A 24,525-nucleotide genomic window follows, 5' to 3' on the forward strand; every position below is an offset into this window, starting at 1 on the left:
TCAATCAAGAGCAAATCTTAGAATCGGGGATAATAGGGTCGACACAATTTTTGAGCGGGGCCAGGGCCCCGCTCTTTTTTTTATCCGCGGGGCTGAACCGCCGATGAATGCTTCTCCCAATCCGATCGAACAGACCTTTGAACTCGCGGCCTTGCGCTGCGCGGATCTCACGCCGCTCGTCTATCAACGTCTGTTCAAGGAGCATCCCGAAACGCGGGCGATGTTCCGCACGCAAGGCAGTGAGCTCGTGATGGGATCGATGCTTGCGCTCACGATCGAGGCGATCCTCGACTTCGCGGGCCAGCGCGGCGGGCATTTCCGGCTGATCGCCTGCGAGGTCGCCTCGCACGATGCCTACGGCACGCCGCGCGACGTCTTCATCGCCTTTTTCGCGATCATCAGGGATACGCTGCACGACCTGCTCGGCGATGAATGGTCGGTCGAGATCGCGCAGGCCTGGGACGCACTGCTGGTCGAGATCGAGGCCTTCGCTGGCATCGCAGCGTGACGCTTTGCGCTGCACCAACGCGGCTGTCGCGACCTTACGATCGATTGCAGATTGAGTGGCAACAACCTTTGTGAGACACTTTCCGCATCGGTCGCGCAATCAATGACGCGCCGACGATAGAATATATGGGAGCGAGCGATGTCCGGGACGAAAGATTTCTCGACGACGAGGCGCGATCTTCTTCAGGCGGCAGCGACCGCCGGCGCCGCGACTGCCATCCTCGGCAGCATGGGCATAAACCCCGCACTTGCAGCCGAAGTCGGACGATCCGAGAAGCCGCTGAAGGCGGCGTTCTCCAATGCAGGCCTCCAGGCGACCTGGTGCGCGCAGGGCAAGCAGGCCGCGGAATTCTGGGGCAAGCTGTTCAATGTCGACGTGACCTGGTTCGACGGCCAGCTCGACGCGGTGAAGCAGCGCGCGGCGATCGACAACATGGCCTCGCAGAAATGGGATTTCGTCGCGATCCAGGCTTTTGGCATCGGCACCCTCACCCAGCCCGTGCAGAAGATGATCGACGCCGGCACGCCCGTGATCGACATGGACACGCTTATTGCTCCTCTCGATCAGATTAACGTCCACTCCTTCCTCGCCCCCGACAACGAGTTCATGGGCGCGTCCGTGACGCAGGCGCTGTGCAACGCCATGGGCGGCAAGGGCAAGATCATCATGACCCAGGGCGCCCTCGGCCACACCGGCGCGCAGGGCCGCGCCAAGGGCTTCAACTCGGTGGTCAAGCAATTCCCCAACATCGAGGTGCTCGACACCCAGCCGGCCGACTGGGACGTCTCCAAGACCGCGCGGCTCTGGGAAACCTACCTGACCAAATATCCGCAGATCGACGCGGCGTTCTTCCACAATGACGACATGGCGCTCGCCGCCTACAACATCATGAAGGCGCGCAACCGCACCAACATCCTGATCGGCGGCGTCGACGCCATGCCTCCGGCGATCCAGGCGGTGAGCGACGGCCGGATGTTCGCGACCGTTCGCAACCCGTCCTGCCGCATCCATGGCGGCGCCATCATCGCCGGTGTTGCGGCAGTGGTTGGCGGCGAGAAGAGCGGCCAGGGCATTCCCAAGAACGTGGTCACCGACGGCCCGGTCGTGACCAAGGCGAACGCCCCCGGCATGCAATGGATGGAAGACCACTTCCTGATCTAGTCCTCCATGCCTGAGGTTCGTTCGCCCATCCTGGAACTGAAGGGCATCACGAAGAGCTTCGGCGGCGTCGAAGCGCTTCGTGGTGTCGACTTCGCGCTCTATCCCGGCGAGATCCACGGTCTCGTCGGCGAGAACGGCGCAGGAAAAAGCACGCTGATGAAGATCATCGCCGGCGTGCACACCGAATTCTCCGGCCGCTTCCTGATCGACGGCCAGGAGACGCATTTCCGCTCGGCCCGCGACGCGCACGCGGCCGGCATCGCCATGGTGCATCAGGAGCTCAGCGTCGCGCCCGACCTCACGGTCGCGGAGAACGTGTTCCTGGGCAACCAGCCGACCAACCGGCTCGGCCTCGTGCAGTGGCGGCGGATGGCGCGCGAGGCCGGCGAGCAGCTCGCCCGCTTCGGCATCGACCTTGATCCGATGTCGCGGCTCGGCGACCTCCCGATCGGGCTGCAGCAACTGATCGAGATCGCGCGCGTGCTGTTCTCCGGCGCCCGCATCGTCATCCTGGACGAGCCGACCTCCGCCCTCTCCCCGCCCGAGGTCGAGCGCCTGTTTGCGACGCTCCGGCGCTTACGCGAAGAAGGCACCAGCATCGTCTTCATCTCGCATTTCATCGAAGACATCTTGCGCGTGTCCGACACGGTGACCGTGTTCCGAAACGGGCGGAAGGTCGCCGAGACAGCTAGCGCCGCGACCAGCAAGGGCGCGCTGATTGAGGCCATGATCGGCCGCGGCGGCGAAGCACTCGAGCACAGCTATACCGACGACCTGTTGCTACCGCAGCCGAGCGACAGGGCGGTGGTCCTGAAGGTCGACCAGCTTTCGCTGGCCCGCAGCCTGCAGGATGTCTCCTTCGAAGCACGCGCCGGCGAGGTCCTCGGCATCTACGGCTTCATGGGCTGCGGCCAGCAGGAATTGTCTCGCATCCTCTTCGGCAAGCTCAAGCCGGACGGCGGCACGCTCGCCGTCGGGGGGCGGCCGAGAACTTTCGCCAGCACGGCGGCGGCCCGGCGCGCCGGCGTGGCGCTGGTGCCCGAAAGCCGGCGTGACATGCTGTTTCATCAGGAGCCGGTCTACAAGAACGTCTCCATCAGCATTCTTGACCGCATCTCGTCCCTGTTGCTCAAGCCAGCGCATGAGCGCGACATCGCGAAGCGCCAGGTTGATCAGCTGCAGATCAGGCCGCCGGTGGTCGGCCTCGACCTCGGCATGCTCTCCGGCGGCAACCAGCAGAAGGTCGCGCTGGCAAAATGGCTGACCTATCCGCCAAAACTGCTGGTGCTGTGCGAGCCGACCCGCGGCATGGATGTCGGCGCCAAGAACGACGTCATCAACATCGTCCGCGACCTCCGCGCCAGGGGGCTTGCGGTCATCGTGCTGTCGACCGAGCCGGAAACGGTGCTGTCGCTGGCCGACCGCATCCTTGTGCTCAAGCGCGGCGCGGTGGTGCGAGAGTTCAAGAACGAGCTGGTCAGCAAGGACCGCCTGCTGGAAGCGGCGTGACGGAGAAGCACAATGGCGAGCAGTGAGACGGTTCCAGCGGCGGGTCGGCGGGCGCGAGGCCTTGGGTCCTTCCTGCGCTCGCAGATGCGCAACATCGCACCGTTCCTGACTCTGATCTTCCTGTCCGCCTTCTTCGCCTTCGCCAGCCCCTCCTTCGCAACGCTCGACAATCTCGGCAACATCCTGACCCAGGTCTCGGTGACAGGCATCATCGCCGTCGGCCTCACCTTCGTGATCCTCTGCGCGGAGATCGACCTCTCGATCGCCAGCATCGCCAATGTCACCGGCATCGCGGTCGCCTACTTCACGCTGCAGGAATCCTACGTCAACATCGCCAATGTGCCGCTGCCCGGCGCCGTCGCGATCCTGCTCGCCATCCTGCTCTGTGCGCTGCTCGGCCTCGTCAATGCGCTGGGGCTGACCGTGATCGGCATCCCCTCCTTCATCATGACGCTGGCGATGATGCAGATCGCGGCCGGCATCTCGGCACTGCTGGTGCGCGGCCAGATCGCCTACAAGGTGCCGGACCTGATTGCAACGCTCGGCTCAGGCTCGATCGGCGGCATTCCCTGGATCGTCATCGTCGCGGCCGTGATGCTGCTCGGCGGTCATCTGGTGCTGACCTACACACGCTTCGGCCGCTACGTCTACATGGTCGGCGGCAATCGCGAGGCGGCCGAATATTCCGGCCTCAACGTCAAGCTCATCCTCGGCGCGGTCATGGTGATCTCCGCGGTCTGCTCCGGTATCGGCGGCATGCTCGGTGTGGCCCATTTCGGCAGCGCGCAGCAAAACGAGTTCGACACCTACCTGCTCGACTCCATCGCCGCTGTCGTCGTCGGCGGCACCAGCCTGTTCGGTGGCCGCGGCGGCATCGGCAACACCATCGTCGGCCTCTTCGTGCTCGGCGTCCTCAACAACGGCCTCGACCACGTCAACATCGACAGCTTCCTGAAGATCCTGATCCGCGGCCTGATCCTGCTAGCGGCGCTGGTCATCAACGTCTACGCGCAGCGGCTAAGGGAAAAGGCGGCGGAGTAGCCTCCTCTCCGCAAAAACGCGAAAACAACCCCATGCAAAGTAGAAATCATTGAAGAATTTTGCGCGGGGTGGCCTTGCCCGGTGTCTCAGGGGCGTTTGACACGTCGGGCAAAACAGGGGCACGATGTCATCATGGCACCGATCGCGTGCCGTCTTCGCCTCCGGCCGATATGTCAATTATCTCGATGACGACGAGGCAGGCGATCCTGTCGCTGCCACGTATGGGCCGAACTGCCGCGCCTGCAGCGGATCAAGGCGAAATACGATCCGGCGAACTTCTTTCGCATGAACCAGAACATCCGACCACTGGCCTGATCGCCAAGTGAGAGCGATCCCGGAGGAGGACTCGAAGGTGGCGCTCGTGTGCCCCCGCGCGCCCTCAGCCTCCAAGCTTTCCCGCTCAGGGACGATACCGATTGTCTATGGATGGCCGATCACGATGCGTTTAACGCTCTCGATGTTGCTGATGTCGAATCGGCAATTCGGAGACTGGGGCAGCTACCTCCCGCGCAATCCGGGCTTCATGTACTCAATTCGGACGGGGGCGAAGTCATTGTTGAACCGGTGTCTCCGATCGCGGTTCCACAGCGCCTCATCAAAACGCTGCAGCGCAAAGGTTTTCGCTTCGTCGGAACGGTGCGGGAAGCCGAGATCCCCACCCTCGATGCGGTTCGCTTTGCGGAGAATGCCGTTGCAACTCCAGCACCACGGCTTTCACTCGTTGTACTGCCTTTCGCTAACCTCAGCGGTGACCCCGGGCAAGATTACTTCGCCGATGGCGTAACCGAGAGCCTGACCACGGATTTGTCGCGCATCAGCAGCTCGTTCGTCGTTGGCCGGCACACCGCATTTGCATACAAGGGCAAGGCCGCTGATCTAAAGCAGATCGGCCGGGAGTTGAACGTGCGCTACATCCTTGAAGGCTCCGTGCAGCGCGGCAGTGACCGGCTCCGGGTTAACGTTCAGCTTGTTAGCGCAGAAGACGGCAATCACTTTTGGGCAGATCGCTTCGACAAGCCCATATCCGACCTGTTCGAAATGCAGGACGAAATCGTTTCGCGGCTCGCCAACACCCTGAATGCCGAGCTGCTGGCGGCCGAGGCTCGTCGAGCAGAGCGTTCGTTGAATCCGGATGTGATGGACTTGTATTTTCAGGGCATAGCGCGTTGGAATAAACGCTGGACGCCGGACCATATGGTACAGGCGCGGAGCTACTTCGAACGCGCATTAGCGCTTGATCCCGATTTTGTCGACGCCTTGGTGGGCATTGCGGCGGTGGATGCCGCTAGCGCGACCCTCTTTCTCGTCGACGACTTTCAGGCGCGCCTTACAGCGGCAGAAACGGCGCTGACGAAGGCGCTCTCTTTGGCCCCGCAACATGCCCTGGCGTACATGTTTCTGGGTATCGTCCTGTTCATGTCCAATCGCGCAGAGCAGGGTATTGCTGAGTGCGAGCATGCGTCGGCTCTGAACCGAAATCTGGCCGAGGCGCACGCTACCATTGGAGCCGCCAAGATCTTCGTCGGCCAGGCTGCAGAAACCGAGGCATGTGTTCGAGAAGCTCTCCGCCTGTCGCCTCGCGACGAGGCTGTACACCGGTGGATGAGTTATGTCGGCGGCGCCAAGTTGCACCTCGGTTTCGACAACGAAGCCGTTTCGTGGCTACGCCAAAGCCTCAAGGCCAACCCGAATTATCCATTCGCGCACCTTCAGCTGGCTGCTGCGCTTGCGCAGCTCGGCAAACTCGAAGAGTCCCGAACGACTGCGAAAGCTGGCCTTTCGCTTGATCCGGGTTTTACAATTCGTCGCCTGAAAGCCATTACATTCAGCGACAATTTGGTCTTTCAGGCCGGAGGCAGACGCTTGATTGAGGGTTTGCGCATGGCCGGCGTGCCTGAGGGCGCGTCACGAGGAAATTCCGATTGAAGGCGCCGCTCGACGAACTCATGGGACGAGACCATGTTGCGGGGTCAGGGCAGACATCATGGCCTGCGGAGAGCGCCCTGCTTCGCGGCCGCCCTATCCTACTGCCGTGCCGAACAGAGCCGTGGGGCAGACGCGCTCCATCCTAGCGATGTCCGCTTGCGATCGATGCCAACGCCGCCTGCCCCGCAATCTCCTCACTCCGCCAACACCTCACCGCATGCCCGTCGGGACGCGTTTCGAGCGACGGCCCCGGCTCGTGGCGGCACACGGCCTCAGCATAACCGCAGCGCGGGCTGAAGGCGCATCCGTTCGGTGGATTGAGCGGATTGGGAAGGTCGCCCCCTGTCGTAGCTAACGGCGCATGGCGCAAGGGATCAGGGATGGCGGCGATCAGGGCTTGCGTATACGGGTGCGCCGGCCGTTCAAAGATCTCGCGCCAGTCGCCATTCTCCACGATGCGGCCGAGATACATGACGGCGACCCTGTCGCTCATGTGCTCGACGACGCCAAGGTCGTGGCTGATCATGATGTAGGAGAGACCGAGCGTTTCCTTCAATTCCAGCAGCAGATTGATGATCTGGGCGCGGATCGAGACATCGAGCGCCGAAACGGGCTCATCGCAGATGACGATCCTGGGATTGAGGATCAGCGCACGCGCAATGCCGATACGCTGGCGCTGGCCACCCGAGAACTCATGCGGGTAGCGGTCGGCCTGTTCGGGCCGCAAGCCCACATGCCGCAGCATCTTCGCAACGCGATCCTCGATCTCGCTTGCGGCGGTCACGCCATGCACACGCAGCGGATCTTCAAGCGTGCGACGAACGGTCTGGCGCGGATTGAGCGAGGCGTAGGGGTCCTGAAAGACCATTTGCACGATGCGGGCCAACGCCTTCCGATCGCCGGATGGCCTGTTCGTCACGACCTGCCCGTCCAACACGATGCGGCCGCGCGTCGGCGCCAAGAGACCAAGGATTGAAAGTGCGACCGTCGACTTGCCGGAGCCGGACTCACCGACGAGGCCGAGGCATTCGCCTCGCTTCAGCTTGAGATCGACACCGTCGACGGCGCGCAACAGCCGCCGGCCGCGGCCGAGCAAGCCGCCGCCCAGCGGAAAATGAACCGCGAGATCCTCGATGCTGAGAATGAGATCGTCGTCCGGCCTGCCCTTGCCCAGCATGTTTTTCGGTTCATGCATGGTGGTGACACCTGACGAAACCGCCAGGCCCCAGCCATGTCGTGTCCGGCGCGGCGGTCCGGCAAATATCGGTCGCCCGCGTGCAACGCGGATTGAACCTGCAGCCATCAGGGAAACTCGTGATAGCCGGGACGACGCCCGCGATCTCCTTGAGCCGCGTGCGGCCAAGCGCAGCGCGACTGCCCAGCCGCGGCAACGAGGCGACCAGGCCTTGCGTATAGGGGTGCGAGGGCGTTCGAAAAATATCGGCCGAGCCGCGCTCTTCGACAATGCGGCCGGCGTACATCACGGCAACGCGACGACAGACATTGGCGACCAGGCCGAGATCGTGGCTGATCATCAGGATCGCCGTTCCTCTCTCGGCGCACAAATTCCGCATCAGCTCGATGATTTCGGCCTGCACGGTCACGTCGAGCGCGGTCGTCGGCTCGTCGGCGATCAGAAGATCCGGACCGCATGCGAGTGCGATGGCGATCATCACGCGTTGACGCATGCCGCCGGAAAGCTGGTGCGGATAATCCTTCACGCGTCGCTCGGGCGCGGGCACGCGGACGCTCGCCAGCGCCTCGACCGCCAGCTGATTGGCCTCCCGCCAGCTCTTGCCCTTGTGCAGCACGAACATTTCGGCGATCTGCCGTCCCACGGGCGAGACCGGGTTCAGCGCCGTCATCGGCTCCTGAAAGATCATGGCGATGCGATTGCCGCGCAGCTCCCGCTGTCCGGCCGCCGAAAGCTGCTGGATTTCCCGCCCTTCAAATCGGATGACGCCGCCCCCGATCGACAAGGGCTGCCGCAACAGGCCGATCAAAGCGAGAGCCGTAATGCTCTTGCCGCAGCCGGATTCGCCGACAAGGCCGAACGTCTCGCCGCGATCGATGCGGAACGAAATGCCCTCGGCCGCTGCAACGCACCTCGATCCGTCGTTGAGATCGATACGCAAGTCCTCGACTTCAATCAACGGCGAGCCCGTCATGTCCGCCGGCTCCGCGATTGTGGATCGAGAATGTCGCGCAGGCCGTCGCCAAGCAGGTTGAGGCCGAGCACCGTCAGGAAGATGGCGAGGCCCGGAAAGACCGAGAGCCACGGCGCCGTCGTGATCTGGTCGCGGGCGTCCGACAACATGCTGCCCCAGCTTGGGAAGGGCGGGCGGACGCCGAGGCCAAGGAAGGACAATGCGGCTTCGGACAAGACCGCACTGCCCATGCCGAGCGTGCCGATGACGACGATAGGTCCGAGCATGTTCGGCAGGAGCTGCGTGATCATGATCCGCAAATCTCCGTAGCCGAGCACGGTTGCCGCCTGCACATAGCCCTGGCTCTTGAGCGACAGCGCCGACGCCCGTGCGATCCGGCACGTGAAAGACCAGTTGGTCAGCCCGAGTGCGATGAGCAGGCTCGTCAGGCCAGGGCCAAGCACCGCCATGATGGCAAGTGCGAAGATCAGCGAGGGGATCGCCAGCATCAGGTTGGTCAGCCCGTTGACGAAATCGTCCCACCAGCCGCCCCAATAGCCGGCGCTCAGGCCCAGCCCGACGCCGATGACGCTGTTGATGAGCTGCGAGACGATGCCGACCGTCAGCGAGATACGGGCGCCGTACACGACGCGGGAGTATATGTCGCGGCCCTGATCGTCGGTACCGAACCACCAGGTCCAGCTCGGGGCTTCTTCCGCGTTCAGCAGGTTGGCGTCCAGGACAGGATCCGTGTGCGCCAGCCAAGGCGCGAGCAGGCCCACCAGGATCGCAAGCGCGAACAACGCGCCACCGATGATGAGATTGGCGCGGAGCTTCATGCGTATCTGATCCTGGGATCGATCACGCCGTAGAGCACGTCGATCAGCAAGTTGATCGCGAGAAAGAACAGCACCACCACGAGAATGGAGCCCTGGACGGCGGGAATGTCGCGCTGCAAGACACTGTCGACCAGCAGCGAGCCGATGCCCGGCCACGAGAACAATTTCTCGACCACGACCGCCTGCCCCATCAACGCGCCGAACTGCAGGCCTACGGTCGTGAGAATCAAGACGAGCGCGTTGCGCATCACATGCCACTGCACGACCCGGGTCTCGCTCATGCCCTTCGAGCGCGCGGTGCGGACAAAATCAGCCGTCATGATCTCGAGGACAGCGGCGCGCGTCGTCCGGGCCAGCAACGCCATCGGGGAGACGCCGAGTGTCACGGCCGGAAGGATCAGGTACTTGCCCCCTCCTTCGCCATAGCCAAAACTTGGCAACCAGCCGAGCTTCAGCGCGAACAGATACATCAGCAGCAGTCCAAGCCAGAATTTGGCCATTGAAAGACCCGACACCGCCACGACCATCGAGGCCGTGTCGACGATACTGCCCGGCCGCAATGCAGCAATGAAGCCGAGCGGCACGCCGACTATGATCGCAAATGTCATGGCTGCAAATATCAGTTGCAGTGTCGGTCCCATCCGCTTTGCGATCATGGTCGTGACCGGCTCGCGCGTCCGGAACGACGTCCCGAAATCACCGGTCGCAAGCTTTGCGATGTAGGAGCCGAAACGCACGTAGACGGGATCGTCGAGGCCGAGCTGCTTCTTCATGCGGAGCTCGACCTGCGGATCGCTATCGTCGCTCATGCTCGAGACGATGCTGCCAGGAACGACGCTGAACAGCACGAACACCAGCAGCACGACAGCGAGCACGGTCGGGATGGTTTGCAGGATTCGACGGATCAGGAAGGAGAACATCGGCACTTTTCCTCTCTCCCTCCATCGTTTGCTGCGATGGAGGGAGCGCGAGAGCGCATGTCACTTCGCGGGCGAGGTCTCGTCGACCCAGAGGTCTTCGACGTTTTGATGGGTCAGCTCCGTCGCATTAAGCTGAATTCCCTTGAGCCACGGCTGCACCGCCATGACCGCCTTGTTATAGTTGAAGAACCAGACCGGCGCCTCGTCATAGAGCAGCGCATTGGCCTTTTGCAGCAGCTGGGTACGCTTTGCAGCGTCGTCGGCCTGCCCTGCTTCATCCATCAACTTGTCGAACTCGGCATTCCTGAAGTTCATGTAGTTGCAGGCTGGCTGTGGCGTCGACGAGTGGAAGCATTTGAGGGCCGCCTGGGGATCCGGGCCTGTCGCCTGGGAATATATGAAGGCCTGGTAGTCGCCGCTGCGCACCACCTCCGCCAGCACTGCGGTCTCGACCTGCTTGACCTTCGCCTTGATGCCGACCTTGTCCAGCATCGGGATGACGGCCGAGACGATCGGCAAGCCCCAGCTTTCATTCTGGCTGGTGGTCCATTCGAATTCGAAGCCCGAGGGATAGCCCGCTTCAGTCAGCAACTGCTTGGCCTTGGCGGGATCGTAGGGGTACGGCTTCATGGCCTTGTCGTAGGCGGGAGAGGTCAGCGGCAACCAGCTGGTGGCACGATAGGCCTTGCCCTTGACGAGCTTGTTGATGATCAGGTCGGTATCGATCGCGTAGTTGATCGCCTGCCGGACGCGCTTGTCGGCGAACGGCTTGAACGAGGGATTCATCCCCATGTAACGCGTGAAGACCTCGGCGACTTCGACGATGGTGCCCTTGAGGCCGGAATCGGCCTGATAGGCAACATACTGCGCGGGCCCGAGCACCGAGGTGTCGATCTCCTTGTTGCGGAAGGCGACATCGCGTGCCGCGGCCTCGGCCATGATCGACACGATGACCTTGTCGGCATAGGGCTTGCCGGGCTTGTAGAACCGGTCCCACCGCTCCAGGACGATGCGCGATCCCGGCACGTGCTCGACGAATTTGAATGGGCCAAGACCGATCGGCTTCTGGATGAAGCTCTCCTTGGCGGCCTCATCGGCGGGATAGATCGAGGTCAGCGCGGTGAAGAAGTAGAAGCCCGGATCGACTTTCTCGGTCAGCTTCATTTCGAGAGTGAAATCGTCGATCTTCTTCAGGCCGGAGATTTCCTTGGCCTGCCCCTTCTCGACCGCGGCCGCGCCCTCGATCACACGGACAAAACGCGCACCGGGAAAGGCCTTGGTGCCATCCATGATGCGGTTGTAGGACCAGATGACGTCGTCGGCCGTCATCTTGCGGCCATTGTGGAAATAGGCGTCGTCGCGCAGCTTGAACGTGTGAACGAGACCTCCGCCCGAGACCACGTCCTCCTTGGCAAGCTCCAGAACCGGCTTGCCTTCCGCGGAATCCCAGATGTAGAGCGACCGATGCAGGGCCTTGGCGTATATCTCGTCCTGGGCGCGCTGCGTCGTATGAATGTCCAGGCTGGTGAAGCTCGAGCCGTAGGGCGCGGTCATGCGGATGGTTCCACCCTTGCGCGGTGTCTGGGCCTCCGCCGTGGCGGCGAGCGCCAGTCCCAAACCAGCGACGATCGCCACTATCCTGAACATCATGTTCCCTCCGACAATGCAGGCGTGTCCCGATCAGAGAGTTGACCATTCACAGCATGTCGAATGCAAGCTCCTTGAATAGTGCGTCGGGCCGATTTGTGAGCACGCGCCCTCGCCGGTCGCGCCATTTTCGCGCTGCACCAGCGAGGTCGGCGATTGCCGGAAACGCCTCTGCCTCCACCATGATCGTCCTTGCCGGCCGCTCGGCGCGGGCTTCCTTGATCGTCGGTTTGCACGGATTATCGGGGGTGGCTATCGTAAGACATTGCAACCGATCGCCGTTTAGGGGCGCGATCATGCCGCGACATGTCGCTTGCCTGCTTGCTGTCCTCGTAACCCTTGTTTTCGCACCTGCCGCGACCGCTGCCGATATCAAGGTGATGATCTCGTCCGGGATCGACCTTTTTGAAATTCCTCTCCTCTGCGGACGCCGCAGCCGTCATCGCGAAAGCTGGATTGAAGCCGTTGTCGTGGCGTTGAAGTTTGCTGGCCCGGCCATCACAGCTTGAGCTTCCGGGTGATCCGGAAAATTGATATACAGGCCTCAACTTGAGGTTACTGGCACATTTTCTAACGCGGGTAGACTCGTGATCCATTGGGTGCGACGTCTTGCCGACTCTACCTCCGCCCTAACAGGACGGCTCGCCCGGAGCGCTGCCAAGAGGCAACCCCTTAAGTATTTGATCATCTCCTATCTGGTGTTGCGAGACGATCCTCCACAAGAATGGCATCGCAAAATAAAAGTCTATCGGTTTGCTTTTTGGGCCGTAGCACTTAGCGCCACGTTAGGTGCCCTTGATCCAAGAGGTTCAGCATCCTGGACTGACGGTTTCAAGTCGCTCTCAACGGAACAAAACGATCAATTCATCCAAATCTTCGATCTCCGTGACGTAATGAACTACGATGTGTATGCAAGCCCTCCTGGATATGTTCTGCGCTATGAAGATGCGATCGCGGAAATTCTGCTTCCTGGAAGCTCTTCCGCGGCAAAGAAAATTCGACCCAAGGCAGGCTCGATCGACCCCTACCTAATTGGGAATTACCTCGCGACGCAGAATGCTTCGCTCGGCAAAGCCTTCACTGAAGCGGTCGAACGCGAGAACCGGACACAAGGCCTGTCAATCAAGCTGATTGATTTCGCCTCTCGGGTCATATTTCTCCTGGGTTTCCTCGTCGTGCATGGCCTTGTGGCTCCGAAGGGAGTGCCTCTCAAGACAACAGCGCGACCATATCTCCTGGTCACGGGAGCGGCGGCCGCCCTCGTCTGGGGGCCGTTCTGGTTCGGAATGGCCCTGGTACATTACCTTCTTTCAACCGGTTCGGTTGCACTTCTTTACTCAGAACTAGCCTTCGGATGTTTCCTGCTACTGCTAATAGCCAAGAGGCAGTACGCTCTGGCGGTCGTGTACGAGAGATCGCAGACGCGCATCTATTCGGCGGTTATATTGTCCTATCTTGTCGTATACGTCGCGACGGTGCTGGTTGCGAACGGGCTTCTCAAAGTAGTTCAAAGACTTTACTAGAGGCTTTCCACGATCAGTGCGGTTCGCTTTGCCCTCGGCACTGTCTCCGGGAAACGCGGCCGTAAGTCGAGATGACGATCGTGATCATCACGAAGCGGCCATAGGCGGCCAGCGTACCCTGTGCATCGACGAAATAGCGCTAAAGCTACAAGTGTCCGCTCGTGTCCCCCACCGCGGAGATTGGTCCGGCCTCCCGATGCGCGCAGGTGGAAACATAAACGCCAGCACGAAAGTCACGGACCACGCGCCTCGTGCGCCTCGGCCGCCGACCTAGCCGGGGTCAGTCCACGTGCGCCAGTGGGTCGGCTCGATGTCGGCGTGCCGTTGACCGGAGCGATCGACCCAGTTGGTCCCGTCCTTGTGACAGGGATAAGGAATTGCATGGACAATACCATCGAAATCCAATGCGCAGATTTCGAGATCTCGGTCACGCGGAGCTGTCGAAGTGGGCTGCCATCCGGCTGTAGCTGCGTGCATGATCACCCTCCGCTAACGGTACAGAAGAGCGAGCTACCATCCTATTGCTTGATCGCGAGCTGCAGATGGCTGCGCCATTCCGCGGTAGGGCTAGCCTACCTGTTTCCAGTCGTGTCTAGATTATAGAATTAGGACGTAACGTCGAGTGTGAACTGGATCGCACTTCCGCCGCCATAGTGTCAATCCAGGCGCTCCTTTGTGGCACTGAGGCTGTCCATTTCGCGGGGGCACGAGAGGCGCATTAAGTACCTGACTGCAACCACTCCGAGAAGGCTCGGATGGTTTTCTTGCGCGGATGGCTCGGCTTGCTGACCACATGGAAGCTATAGCCGGGCAAGCTCAACTTGAACGCTTTCACGAGCGTGCCGGCGGCGAGTTCGTTTGCCACCAGCACATCACTGAAAATCCCGACTCCCTGCCCGGCGATCACCGCCTCGATGGCGTGCAGTTCCTCGCGGAAACTCAGGTGCTGCATGTCCTTGAATTCGGGCACTTCCCGCCATCTGCGCTGTGCCACGGCAAGCCATCTCTGCCATGTTGGCGGCTCACGATCGGCCGGTGACCAGTAGGAGTGGATCAGAACGTGGTTTGCAAGATCGACCGGCCTCTTCAGGCGTCCCGCTGAAAGCAGGCGCGGACTGCAGACCGGCCAGAATGTATCGCTGAAGAGATCATCGACGATCCCGTCTGTCGGCAGTACCCGGCTGGTTGCATAGCGAATGGCGACATCGCCATCTCCGGCCTGCAGATCGAGCACGGTGTCCGTGCCAATGACCTCCAGCGGTACATCAGGATGCAACTTTCGCCACACGGGCAGACGGGGCACCAGCCAGCGGCTGGCGAAAGCGTTGGTTGTCGTCACCCGAAGCGGCTGCTGGTCGCGCTCCTGCTTGACGGCCGCAATTGCAGCGGCAAACACCTCGAGCCCGCCCCGAATGGCGGGGAACAGCTCCGCTCCGGCATCGGTCAGCGAAAGAGGTCGTGGCCTGCGCCGGAACAGCGCGCGACCACAATACTGCTCGAGCAATCCGATCTGGTGGCTGATCGCGGTTGGCGTCACGCCGAGTTCTTCCGCGGCCTTCTTGAAGCTCAGATGGCGGGCGGCAGCTTCAAAAGCGCGAAGTTCGATCAGGGGCGGCAGCTTGTGCATGCGGCCAGTCTAGGTGAAATAAGTTCATCGTCACCTGAATTCTTCGGATTTGCCCTGAGCCAGCCCACCATTGAGGATTGGGGGGTCGAACCGGGGAGACCGTGTCATGTCGTCCATCGCATCCGTCGCCAGCGCCGCCGCCGACCTTAGCGCCTCCTTTGGAGGACAGCTCCTCAAACCTACGGACGAGGGCTTTGAGGAGGCGAGAAAGGTCCACAACGGGCTGGTCGACAAACGACCGGCATTGATTGCCCGATGCCGCGGTACGGCCGACGTCGTGGACGCCGTCGCGCTTGCGACCAAGCTCGGCCTTGAGGTCGCGGTTCGTGGCGGCGGCCATAATGTGGCAGGACGCGCGACCATCGACGGCGGGATCATGATCGACCTGTCACCAATGAAGGGCGTCCACGTCGATGTAGCAGGCAAAACCGTACGGGCGCAGGGCGGGGTCACGTGGGGCGAGGTCAATCGCGAGACGCAACTTCACGGACTTGCGGTTACCGGCGGCGTGGTCTCGACCACCGGGATCGCCGGACTGACCCTCGGCGGGGGACTGGGCTGGCTGATGGGCAAGTACGGCCTTGCCCTGGATAATTTGCGGGCTGTCGAGCTCGTCACCGCCGACGGCAAGGTCTTGCGGGCCAGCAAGCAGGAGGAGCCCGATCTGTTCTGGGCCATTCGCGGCGGCGGCGGAAACTTTGGGATCGCAACCAGCCTCGAATACGACCTACACACAGTCGGGCCAATCATTACCGGCGGCCCAATCATCCACCCCATCGAACGTTCCCGCGACCTGCTCGAATTCTTCCGGGCCCGTAGGCAGTCGTTAACGGACGAGCACACGCTGTTCGCGACCCTGACGCACGCGCCCGACGGGTCCGGCACGGAGGTCGCTGCTCTTGTCACCTGTCACTGCGGCCCTGCGACGGATGCCGAACGAGCCGTACGGCCGCTGAAACAGTTCGGGACTCCGATGATGGACGCAGTCGGGCCGATGCCCTATTGCCAGCTCAACAGCATGCTCGACGCCAACTACCCCAGGGGCGCCCTCAACTACTGGAAATCGAACTTCCTCACGGAGCTGAGCGATGCTGCGATTGCGACCATGATCGAATGTTTCGCGCGCTGCCCGACTCCCATGGGCCAGCTGCTGCTTGAACACATCCACGGCGCGGCAACCCGTGTTGGTCCAGGGGATACGGCATTTCCGCATCGGCAGGATGGCTACAATTTCCTGATACTCACGCAATGGATGCAGCCTGGCGACACCAGCCGCTGCATCTCGTGGGCACGCGAAACCTACGAAAGCATGCGGCCCTTCTTCGCCTCTGGCCGCTACGTCAATTATCTCGATGACGACGAGGCGGGCGATCCTGTCGCTGCCGCGTATGGGCCGAACTACCGGCGTCTGCAGCGGATCAAGGCGAAATACGATCCGACGAATTTCTTTCGCATGAACCAGAACATCCGGCCGCTGGCCTGATCACCATGTGAAAGCGTTTCGTCCCTCTTAAGCCGTCGTTGGTCCGGCATACCGATCCCGGAGGAGAACTCGAACATGGCTATCGTGTGCCGCCCCGCTCGCATGGACGACTTGACGCGGGCCGATGAGCTCGTGGTCGCCAGCATCAATGAACTCACTGAACGGCGGGGCTTCGGAAAGATCGCATCCTCTCACCCACCGAATTTTCAAGCCTTCTCGCTCAGGGACGATACCGAAGGTCTATGGGTCGCCGATGACGACGGAGAAGTTATCGGCTTCGCGTGGAGTTGGGTTTGCGGCGAACTTTGGTTTCTGGCACAGCTGTTTGTGGCACCTGACCGCCAGAGCGACGGCATCGGAAATCAACTCATCGGCAAGACGTTCGCTCACGCAGAAGCGCGCGGAGCATCCATCAAGGCGCTGATCACTTTCACGTTTAACAACGTGTCCCAGGGGCTCTACATCCGCCACGGACTATTCCCGCGCTTTCCGATCTACATGGTCAGCGCGCCTCGGGACCGCCTGGCACCCCTGTTGGCTGAGCCGCCCCTCCGTCTTGAATCTCTCACGGCCAAGACAGCCAGGTTCGACGATCTGGCCCTCATTGATATCAGTGCCGTCGGCGTTTCCAGAGAGAAGCATCATCGATTTCTCCTTGGCGACGGCACGTCGAACGGGTTCACCATCCACGCCGGCAGCGAGTGCGTGGGGTATGTCTATATTTCCGAAGGACACGTTGGCCCGCTTGCAGTCCGTCGGCCGGATCTCGTGGGTCCCGCGTTCGCCAGTGCGTTGTCGTTTGCGGCACGGAGCAATTCTCCAAGCATTTCGGCTTTCGTGCCAGGCGCAAGCGAGTCAGCGCTCAAGGCGGCGATGAACCACGGGATGCGTCTAACGCTCCCGATGCTGCTGATGTCTAACCGACAATTCGGAGATTGGGCCAGCTACCTCCCGCGCAATCCCGGATTCATGTAGCTCAATCCAGATGAGTTGAAGGCAACGCGGGGTGCGGCGCGGCCGCCTTTGCGGAGCACGCAATCCCAACGCGGAACTTAAGCCGGTCTGGCAGATTAGAACGCGGGGCGCGCGGAGTACCCTTGATCAAGGGAGGAGCCTCGATGAACAAAGCCAGGGTGGTGATTGGGCTGAGCGCGGCGTTAGCGTTGGGTACGCTATGGATACCAACGACCCGGGCAATGCCTATCGCCCCGCTTCACGTTGATGGCGGAGACGCTGTGCCACTGCAGGAAGCTCAGTTCTTCTTCGGAGGCCGGCGTTACTGCTGGTATTGGGACGCCTGGCGCGGCCCCGGCTGGTACTGGTGCGGCTATGCGTTCCGCCGCGGTTTGGGCTGGGGTGGCCCGCGAGGTTGGCATGGTTGGCATGTCGGTCCACGCCCCCGTCCTCGTCCTCCTCATGTTGGTCAACGCCCGCGTCCTCGTCCGCCGCATGTCGGTCAACGCCCAGGTTCTCGTCCGCCGAATGTCGCTCAACGCCCAGGATCTCGTCCGAATGTAGGCCAACGTCCTGGTGCAGGGCGTCCCGGGTCCGCGGGCCGTCCTGGAGGTGGCGGTGGTGGTCGCGGCGGCAGTCGTGGCGGAGGTGGTCGTAGCTGACGGCGTACCTGCATGCGTGCAAGGCCGACCGGGTTTTGCCTGCGATCATCTGGCGCTCGCTGTGAGTCACCGAGCGCACGGCCTAGCCGTTCGCAAACTCCGGCTGCCAGTCCCTCAGCTTTTTCGCCGCGCCCGTGACGTCGGCGATAGCCGGAAACGATCCCGTCTCCACCATCATCGCGCGCGCCAGCCGCACGGCGCGGGCTTCGCTCACCGCACGTTTGCGTGGATCTTCGATAAGCTCGAAATCGATATTGTGGGCGAGGCCGAAGATGCGGCGGATGGTTTTGGCCGCGGCGAAGCCGACAGTGTCGGCGAACAGCCGCTGCATGTAGGCCTGCCGCTCGGCCTCCAGGCGTGCGGCGCCCTGCTCGCCTGCGAAGAGCGAAATGGGATAGGCATCGCCAGCGGCTTCAGCACGCCAGAGGTCGAGGAATTTGCGGGCGAACCCGTTCCAGACCTTCTCGACGGTGTCCAGCACCCAGCCCTCGAACGCGCGGCGCTCGCCCGGCGATCGCTCGTGACCGACGGAGGCGAAATAGGCCATCAGCAAATTGGCCAGCACTGCGCCGACGTCGAACCCCATAGGGCCGTAGAACGCGAATTCGGGATCGATCACCCGCGTCTGGCTATCCGTGACCATGATCGAGCCCGTGTGGAGGTCGCCATGGAGCAGCGCTTCGGGGCTTGCCATGAACTTCAGCTTCAGCCGGGAGATCGCGACATGCAGGTCCATGTCGTCGCGCAAGGCGGCGGCCAGCGCGTCGAGATAAGGCACGGTCCAGCGGTTCTGATCGGCGATGCGATAGGGATCGGTGAAGATCAAATCCTCGGTGATCTTGCACAGCGCATGGTTGCCGGCGAAGGCCGCGATGCCTTCCTTCTTGTCCGCGGCGGTGAGCGCGAGGTCAGAGGTGAGGAACAGCGTCCGCGCCATGAAGGTGGTGATGTCGTCGACGAAGCGCGGATATTGCGTTCCCGAGACCAGCCCCTTGCGCATGATGATATGGGGCTCGAGCAGCTCCATCACCGTCAGCGCCAGCGCCTCGTTGTGATGCAGCAGCGCCGGCACGAGGCCGGGCGCGAGCTGGGCCTGCCGGGACAAAGCGAGATACTCGAAATGGGCCCGCGACAGCGGCAGCGGCCAGCTCTCGCCGACGAGGCGGACGTAGGGCAGCGCCTGCTTCACGGCGATGCCGCCGCGCGCCCCCTTCGCGATGAAGACGAGATTGAGATTGCCGTCGCCGACCTCGGTGATCACCCAGGAGGCCGGCTCGCCGCCGAGAAGCCCCTTGAGGTCCGGCAGGCCCGCGAGATAGTCCCGCAAGGCCGCCTCCTGCAGAATCCGGTAATCCCCCTGCCCCTGCGTCATGACGATCCCATCCGATGCTAAAGCGCGACGAGATCGCGCTTTAGATTGTTATTTGAGCATGATCTTCTCGGAAAACCGCTTCGCAGTTTTCCGTATCATGCTCTTGGCACGGCCGGATCGTTACTCCCGCTCCAGGAAGCTCGAGCCGATCTCGGCCTTTCTTTTGATGGGATCGTAATCACAATAGACGCTGTCCGCCACCAGCGTGTAGCTGGCGCTGACCGTGTATTTGTCGAGCTTGACAGAGTTCAGGCCGATGACCGAGGTGCTCTTGCCCCCGTTCCACTTGAACGGCGTCGAGCTCTGCGCCCGCTCGCAAGCCGCGACTGCATCGTTGAAGACATAGCCCTCGACGAACGCCTTCAGCGTCCGCACCTGCACGGCCGTCCGCCATTCGACATAGCCGATGGCACCGAGACCGGCCACGATCAGCACCAGAAGCGCAACGACGATCCTTTGAAAAGTCATTCGTTCCCCCCGAACAACGACCCAACCGAAAAGTTGTAGCAAGAACTCCTAGAATGGCATTCCCATCAGTTTCGACAAGCGTTCGATCGAGAGATAGCCGGCCTGATAGGCGGCCATGCCGATCCCGAAGATGATCGCCGAGATGATCGTGGTCCAGATCAGCTTGCGGCCCATCCGCGTCAGGATCGGCGCGCCGGGGTCGGTGCCAGGCGCTCCCACGCCGTCCTCATGCTGGCTGCGCACGCCGAACGGCAGCGTCAGGAACAGCGCCACCCACCAGATGACGAAGTAGATCGCGAGCGCGGTTGATATCTGGACGGCCATGGGGCGGCCTTACGCCTGCTCGATCTCGACAAGCGCCCCGGAGAAATCCTTCGGGTGCAGGAACAGAACCGGCTTGCCGTGGGCGCCGATCTTCGGCACGCCGTCGCCAAGCACCCGCGCGCCCTCCTTCACCAGTGTGTCGCGTGAGGCGATGATGTCGACGACTTCGTAGCAGACGTGGTGGATGCCGCCGTCGGCATTGCGCTCGAGGAATTTCGCGATCGGCGATCCCGCGCCATAGGGCTCGATGAATTCGATCTTGGTGTTGGGCAGCGTCACGAACACGGTGGTCACCCCATGCTCGGGCAGCGCGATGGCCTCCGAGATCTGCGCTCCGAAGGCCGCGCCGTAGATCTTGGCGGCCTTGATCGCGTCCTTGGTCGCGATCGCGACATGGTTGAGCCGGCCCAGCATGTTTCTCTCCCTCAGAGCATGATCCGGAAACGCGTGAAGCGGCTTTCCGAAGAGACCATACTTTAACACTCAGACTGTCAGCACGTGTACCAGACAGGGGGGCCTCTTGCCCCAATGTTCATTGATCACGGCCCGGACGGCGCGTCGCACCGACTCGCCCAAGGCATCCGGATCGCGGCGGCGTGCCTTTGGCAGCCCCTCGATCGTGGACATCACGGCGTCGAAAACGAGGTCGTCGAAGGTCTCGCCCGCTTTGTTCTTCTCGGGGACGCCGACGAGATCGACCTCGGGATCGTCTGCAAGCTCGCCCTGCGCCGTCATGGCGATGGCGACGAAGGCGCAGCCGGAGAAAGCCATCCGCCGCCGCTCGACCACGGCGCGGGACTTGGAGTCCTCCAAAATCGTGCCGTCCTTGTAGAGCCGGCCCGAAGGTATCTCGCCGACGATTCCGGGATCGCCGGGGCCGAGCTTGACGAGGTCGCCATTGCGGCAGACCAGCACGCGCGGCACGCCGGCGGCGCGCGCGAGCTTGGCGTGCTCGTGCAGATGCAGGGCCTCGCCATGCACCGGGATCAGGAGCTGCGGCTTTGTCCAGGCGATCAGGTCGCGCAACTCGTCGCGGCGGGGATGGCCGGAGACGTGGACCAGATGGTCGCGGTCGGTGATGACCTCGACACCCTGCAGGACCAGATTGTTGATGATCGAGCCGACGGACTTCTCGTTGCCGGGAATGGTCCGCGAGGAGAAGATCACGCTGTCGCCGCGGTTGAGCGTGATCTCAGGATGGTCGTCATTGGCGATGCGCGCCAGCGCGGCGCGGGGCTCGCCCTGGCTGCCGGTGCACAGCGCCAGCACCTTGTCCTGCGGAAGATGGCCGTAGACCTCGGGCGAGCGGAAATTCTGGACGCCGTCGAGATAGCCGGTCTCGCGCGCGACCTGCACCACACGCTCCATGGCGCGGCCGACCACGACGACCTCGCGGTCGGCGGCCTTGGCGGCATCGGCCACGGCCTTGATGCGGGCGACGTTGGAGGCGAAGGTCGTCACCGCGACGCGGCCCTTGGCTGATTTGACCAGGTCGATGATGGTCCTGGCAACCTCCGCTTCCGACGGCGAGCGACCGTCGCGCACGGCGTTGGTGGAATCGCCAATCAACGCGAGCAGCCCCTCCTCGCCCAGTTCGCGCAGCCGCTTCTCGTCGGTCGGGCTCCCCAGGGGCGGGGTTGGGTCGATCTTCCAGTCGCCGGTGTGCAGCACCGTGCCGGCCTCGGTGTGGATAGCGAGCGCGTGCGCTTCCGGGATCGAATGCGCGACGGGAATGAACTCGACGTTGAACGGGCCGACATCAACGCGGCCGCCGGACGGGACCACCGTGACCGGGATATCAGGCGCATTACGCTCGGCGGCACATTTGGCCTCGAATAATGCGGCGCTGAACCGGGTCGCATAGATCGGGCATTTCAGCTTCGGCCAGAGGTCGATGATGGCGCCGAAATGGTCCTCATGGGCGTGGGTCAGCACCAGCCCCATCAAGTTCTTGCGTTCCTTTTCCAGGAAGCTGATGTCGGGCATGATCAGGTCGATGCCCGGCAGATGCTCCTCGTCGCCGAAGGAGACACCGAGGTCGACCGCGAGCCAGGCGCGCTGGTGGCGGTTGCCGAGGCCGTAGACCGACAGGTTCATGCCGATCTCGCCGACGCCGCCGAGCGGCGCAAACACCAGTTCGTCGGGCCTCGCCATCAGGCAGCTCCCACGGAGGCGGCCGAGCCAAAGAACACCTCGCCCGCGGCCACGGGCACACGCCGGCCCTCCGCGGTGCGGACGATCAGGCAGCCGGTGTCGTCGATGGTGTCAAAAATGCCTTCCAGCGTCATCGTTCCCATGTTGATTGCGACCCGCTCGCCGAGGCCGGCGGCGCGCTCCAGCCACAGCTTGCGGATCTCGGCAAAGCCGCGGCCATTGTCCCAGATGCCGCGGAATTCGACCCAGGCGTCGGACAATGCCAGGAACAGTTCCTCGGCGCTGATCTGGACGCCGAGCGCTGCGAGCGACACCGCAGGCGTCGGGGTGCCTTCCGGCGCTGCCACGACGTTGGTCCCCATGCCGGCAACGACGGCGAGGCGGTCGCCGACAACTTCAGCCTCGAGGGCGATGCCGACGAGCTTCTTGCCTCCGGCGAGCACGTCGTTCGGCCATTTCAGGGCGTAGCGGGGGCGGTCCGGGCCAAGGCGCAGCGCGGCTTCCAGGCTGACCTTCTCCAGCGCCGCCTCCTCCGCGAGGCCGGCCGCAAAGCCAAGCGTCGCGGCGACGGCGGGGGCGACGTCCAGGACCTCGAGGATGCTGGCCGCCAGATTGCCGCGCGGCGCGATCCAGGCACGCTGGCGGCGGCCGCGGCCGGCAGTCTGCTCCGATGTGACGAACCACATCGGGCCGCGTTCGCCGCGCCTGGCGTGTTCGATCGCGTCGGTATTGGTCGAGCCGGTCCGCTCGAAAGCCGCGAGCCGATAGCCCGCGGACGATGCGCGAGGACCGAGCGCGAACGCCATCCTAGAACAGCGACTTTGCCGCGGCGGAGGCGACGCTCACCACCGGGCCCGCGATCAATGCAAACAGGATGTTGAACAGGCCCGCGACCGCCAGCACCGTCCGCACCTCGAAACGCACCGGGTCAACCTTGCCGGCCGGCTCGTCGAAGTACATCGTCTTGACGATGGCGAGGTAGTAGTAGGCGCCCACCACGCTGGTCAGCACGCCGATGACGGCAAGCGTGAACAGGTTGGCCTTGATGGCGGCGACGAACACGTACCACTTGGCGAAGAAGCCGGCGAGCGGCGGGATGCCGGCGAGCGAGAACAGCAGCATCGCGAACATGAAGGCGAGCAGCGGATTGGTCCGGGACAGGCCGGCGAAATCGCTGATCTGCTCCACGGCCTGGCCGTTGCGCTTCATGGCGAGGATGACCGAGAACGAACCGAGCGTCATCGCGACATAGATCACGATGTACATCAGCACGCCCTGCGCGCCCTCGACCGTGCCCGAGGCAAGGCCGACCAGGGCGAAGCCCATGTGGCCGATCGAGGAATAGGCCATCAGGCGCTTGATGTTGGTCTGACCGATCGCGGCGAAGGAGCCGAGCGCCATCGAGGCGATCGACACGAACACCAGGATCTGCTGCCACTGCGAGACGACGCCCGGGAATGCGGTGAGCGTGACGCGGGTGAAGACTGCGAGCGCGGCTACCTTCGGCGCCGAGGCGAAGAAGGTGGTCACCGGGGTCGGAGCGCCCTCATACACGTCCGGCGTCCACATGTGGAACGGCACGGCCGAGACCTTGAAGCAGAGGCCGGCGAGCAGGAAGACGAGTCCGAACACCAGGCCGACATTCGAGACCGTCACGGCCGAGGCGATGCCGGCGAAGCTGACCGTCCCGGTGAAGCCATAGATCAGCGAGGCGCCGTAGAGCAGCATGCCCGACGACAGCGCGCCGAGCACGAAGTACTTCAGGCCGGCTTCGGTCGACTTGGTGTTGTCGCGGTTCGAGGCCGCCACGACATAGAGCGCGAGCGACATCAATTCGAGGCCGAGATAGAGCGAGATCAGGTCGCCGGCCGAGATCAGCACCATCATGCCGAGCGTCGAGAGCAGCACCAGGATCGCGTATTCGAAGATGCGCCGCGAGGGGTCGGACAGGAACTCGGTCGACAGGACCAGCGTCACCGCCGAGCCGATCAGGGCCAGGATCTTCATGAAGCGCGCAAAATCGTCGACGATGTAGCTGCCGCCGAAGGTCACCTGCTTGCCCGCGGGCTGCATGTACACGAGCGCGCCGACCACGATCAGGAGCACGACGGAAAGCGACGTGATCGTCCTTGTGGTCCCCTGCCCGCGGTAGGCCCCCAGCATCAAGAGCGCCATGGCGCCGATCGCGAGCACGATCTCGGGCAGCACCGGCGCCAGTTGATAACCTGCAGTCTCAAAGCTCATGGCGATATCCTGACCT

General features: G+C 62.8%; 24 protein-coding genes. 11 read left to right on the forward strand and 13 right to left on the reverse strand.

Going from position 1 to position 24,525, the window contains the following annotated elements; translation table 11 throughout:
- Nucleotides 1–103 precede the first annotated feature (103 nt).
- The 6 genes from AC629_RS14075 (at nucleotide 104) to AC629_RS14100 (ending at nucleotide 6,145) form a co-directional block, all read left to right on the forward strand.
- Nucleotides 104–508, forward strand: a complete 405-nt coding sequence (locus AC629_RS14075; protein ID WP_084805328.1) for a globin — start codon at nucleotides 104–106, stop codon at nucleotides 506–508.
- A gap of 138 nt (nucleotides 509–646) precedes the next feature.
- On the forward strand, nucleotides 647–1,669 hold the full coding sequence (locus tag AC629_RS14080) for a sugar ABC transporter substrate-binding protein (protein WP_084805329.1): 1,023 nt from the start codon (nucleotides 647–649) through the stop codon (nucleotides 1,667–1,669).
- 6 nt (nucleotides 1,670–1,675) lie between these two features.
- Nucleotides 1,676–3,178, forward strand: coding sequence for a sugar ABC transporter ATP-binding protein (locus tag AC629_RS14085; RefSeq protein WP_084805330.1), 1,503 nt, complete (start codon nucleotides 1,676–1,678; stop codon nucleotides 3,176–3,178).
- 12 nt (nucleotides 3,179–3,190) lie between these two features.
- Nucleotides 3,191–4,219: an ABC transporter permease gene (locus tag AC629_RS14090; protein WP_084805331.1), complete on the forward strand. Its 1,029-nt coding sequence runs from the start codon at nucleotides 3,191–3,193 to the stop codon at nucleotides 4,217–4,219.
- Nucleotides 4,220–4,468: 249 nt separating this feature from the next.
- Nucleotides 4,469–4,534, forward strand: coding sequence for a BBE domain-containing protein (locus AC629_RS50575; protein WP_502693013.1), 66 nt, complete (start codon nucleotides 4,469–4,471; stop codon nucleotides 4,532–4,534).
- 111 nt (nucleotides 4,535–4,645) lie between these two features.
- Nucleotides 4,646–6,145, forward strand: a complete 1,500-nt coding sequence (locus tag AC629_RS14100; protein WP_245331857.1) for a tetratricopeptide repeat protein — start codon at nucleotides 4,646–4,648, stop codon at nucleotides 6,143–6,145.
- Nucleotides 6,146–6,287: 142 nt separating this feature from the next.
- Here AC629_RS14100 and AC629_RS14105 read toward each other — a convergent pair whose 3' ends face one another.
- The 5 genes from AC629_RS14105 to AC629_RS14125 are packed head-to-tail and all read right to left on the reverse strand — an operon-like array spanning nucleotide 6,288 to nucleotide 11,701.
- Nucleotides 6,288–7,340 (reverse strand): ABC transporter ATP-binding protein, encoded by a 1,053-nt coding sequence (locus tag AC629_RS14105; protein WP_084805332.1) that lies wholly within the window; start codon nucleotides 7,338–7,340, stop codon nucleotides 6,288–6,290.
- A complete protein-coding gene (locus AC629_RS14110; protein WP_084805333.1) occupies nucleotides 7,333–8,313 on the reverse strand; it encodes an ABC transporter ATP-binding protein in 981 nt (326 codons plus the stop codon). Before AC629_RS14110 ends, AC629_RS14105 begins: the two co-directional genes overlap by 8 nt.
- The gene (locus tag AC629_RS14115; RefSeq protein ID WP_074122236.1) at nucleotides 8,310–9,131 is read right to left on the reverse strand and encodes an ABC transporter permease; all 822 of its coding nucleotides are present in this window, start codon (nucleotides 9,129–9,131) and stop codon (nucleotides 8,310–8,312) included. The genes AC629_RS14110 and AC629_RS14115 overlap by 4 nt, the downstream gene beginning before the upstream one ends.
- A complete protein-coding gene (locus AC629_RS14120) occupies nucleotides 9,128–10,051 on the reverse strand; it encodes an ABC transporter permease (protein ID WP_084805334.1) in 924 nt (307 codons plus the stop codon). The genes AC629_RS14115 and AC629_RS14120 overlap by 4 nt, the downstream gene beginning before the upstream one ends.
- Before the next feature lie 60 nt (nucleotides 10,052–10,111).
- On the reverse strand, nucleotides 10,112–11,701 hold the full coding sequence (locus tag AC629_RS14125) for an ABC transporter substrate-binding protein (RefSeq protein ID WP_143199124.1): 1,590 nt from the start codon (nucleotides 11,699–11,701) through the stop codon (nucleotides 10,112–10,114).
- A 293-nt stretch (nucleotides 11,702–11,994) separates the two neighbouring features.
- Here AC629_RS14125 and AC629_RS14130 point away from each other — a divergent pair, with 293 nt between their 5' ends.
- Nucleotides 11,995–12,207, forward strand: coding sequence for a hypothetical protein (locus AC629_RS14130; protein ID WP_143199125.1), 213 nt, complete (start codon nucleotides 11,995–11,997; stop codon nucleotides 12,205–12,207).
- Nucleotides 12,208–12,378: 171 nt separating this feature from the next.
- Nucleotides 12,379–13,221: a hypothetical protein gene (locus tag AC629_RS14135; RefSeq protein ID WP_143199126.1), complete on the forward strand. Its 843-nt coding sequence runs from the start codon at nucleotides 12,379–12,381 to the stop codon at nucleotides 13,219–13,221.
- A 718-nt stretch (nucleotides 13,222–13,939) separates the two neighbouring features.
- Here the strand turns inward: AC629_RS14135 and AC629_RS14145 are convergent.
- Nucleotides 13,940–14,848 (reverse strand): LysR substrate-binding domain-containing protein, encoded by a 909-nt coding sequence (locus AC629_RS14145; RefSeq protein WP_084805338.1) that lies wholly within the window; start codon nucleotides 14,846–14,848, stop codon nucleotides 13,940–13,942.
- A gap of 106 nt (nucleotides 14,849–14,954) precedes the next feature.
- On the opposite strand from AC629_RS14145, the gene AC629_RS14150 reads away from it, so the two are divergent.
- The 3 genes from AC629_RS14150 (at nucleotide 14,955) to AC629_RS46790 (ending at nucleotide 17,849) form a co-directional block, all read left to right on the forward strand.
- Nucleotides 14,955–16,331, forward strand: a complete 1,377-nt coding sequence (locus AC629_RS14150) for an FAD-binding oxidoreductase (RefSeq protein ID WP_084805339.1) — start codon at nucleotides 14,955–14,957, stop codon at nucleotides 16,329–16,331.
- A 75-nt stretch (nucleotides 16,332–16,406) separates the two neighbouring features.
- Entirely contained in the window at nucleotides 16,407–17,306 is a 900-nt protein-coding gene (locus AC629_RS14155; protein WP_084805340.1) for a GNAT family N-acetyltransferase, read from the forward strand.
- A gap of 399 nt (nucleotides 17,307–17,705) precedes the next feature.
- Nucleotides 17,706–17,849, forward strand: coding sequence for a hypothetical protein (locus AC629_RS46790; RefSeq protein WP_168195479.1), 144 nt, complete (start codon nucleotides 17,706–17,708; stop codon nucleotides 17,847–17,849).
- 180 nt (nucleotides 17,850–18,029) lie between these two features.
- Here the strand turns inward: AC629_RS46790 and mtnK are convergent, their stop codons facing one another.
- The 7 genes from mtnK to nuoN all read right to left on the reverse strand — a co-directional run bounded on the left by mtnK (nucleotide 18,030) and on the right by nuoN (nucleotide 24,509).
- Nucleotides 18,030–19,319 (reverse strand): S-methyl-5-thioribose kinase, encoded by a 1,290-nt coding sequence (gene mtnK / locus AC629_RS14165; protein ID WP_084805341.1) that lies wholly within the window; start codon nucleotides 19,317–19,319, stop codon nucleotides 18,030–18,032.
- A 120-nt stretch (nucleotides 19,320–19,439) separates the two neighbouring features.
- Nucleotides 19,440–19,787: a hypothetical protein gene (locus AC629_RS14170; RefSeq protein ID WP_084805342.1), complete on the reverse strand. Its 348-nt coding sequence runs from the start codon at nucleotides 19,785–19,787 to the stop codon at nucleotides 19,440–19,442.
- Between the two features lie 48 nt (nucleotides 19,788–19,835).
- Nucleotides 19,836–20,111: a DUF1467 family protein gene (locus AC629_RS14175; RefSeq protein WP_084805343.1), complete on the reverse strand. Its 276-nt coding sequence runs from the start codon at nucleotides 20,109–20,111 to the stop codon at nucleotides 19,836–19,838.
- 9 nt (nucleotides 20,112–20,120) lie between these two features.
- Nucleotides 20,121–20,525 carry a methylmalonyl-CoA epimerase gene (gene mce / locus AC629_RS14180; RefSeq protein ID WP_084805344.1) on the reverse strand — a complete coding sequence of 135 codons (405 nt, stop codon included), beginning with the start codon at nucleotides 20,523–20,525 and terminating at the stop codon, nucleotides 20,121–20,123.
- Nucleotides 20,526–20,594: 69 nt separating this feature from the next.
- Nucleotides 20,595–22,265, reverse strand: a complete 1,671-nt coding sequence (locus AC629_RS14185) for a ribonuclease J (protein ID WP_084805345.1) — start codon at nucleotides 22,263–22,265, stop codon at nucleotides 20,595–20,597.
- Nucleotides 22,265–23,071 (reverse strand): biotin--[acetyl-CoA-carboxylase] ligase, encoded by an 807-nt coding sequence (locus tag AC629_RS14190; RefSeq protein ID WP_084805346.1) that lies wholly within the window; start codon nucleotides 23,069–23,071, stop codon nucleotides 22,265–22,267. The genes AC629_RS14185 and AC629_RS14190 overlap by 1 nt, the downstream gene beginning before the upstream one ends.
- Nucleotide 23,072: 1 nt before the next feature.
- On the reverse strand, nucleotides 23,073–24,509 hold the full coding sequence (gene nuoN, locus AC629_RS14195) for an NADH-quinone oxidoreductase subunit NuoN (protein WP_084805347.1): 1,437 nt from the start codon (nucleotides 24,507–24,509) through the stop codon (nucleotides 23,073–23,075).
- Nucleotides 24,510–24,525 lie beyond the last annotated feature (16 nt).

The organism is Bradyrhizobium sp. NAS80.1, from assembly GCF_001908205.1.
Lineage (GTDB): Bacteria > Pseudomonadota > Alphaproteobacteria > Rhizobiales > Xanthobacteraceae > Bradyrhizobium.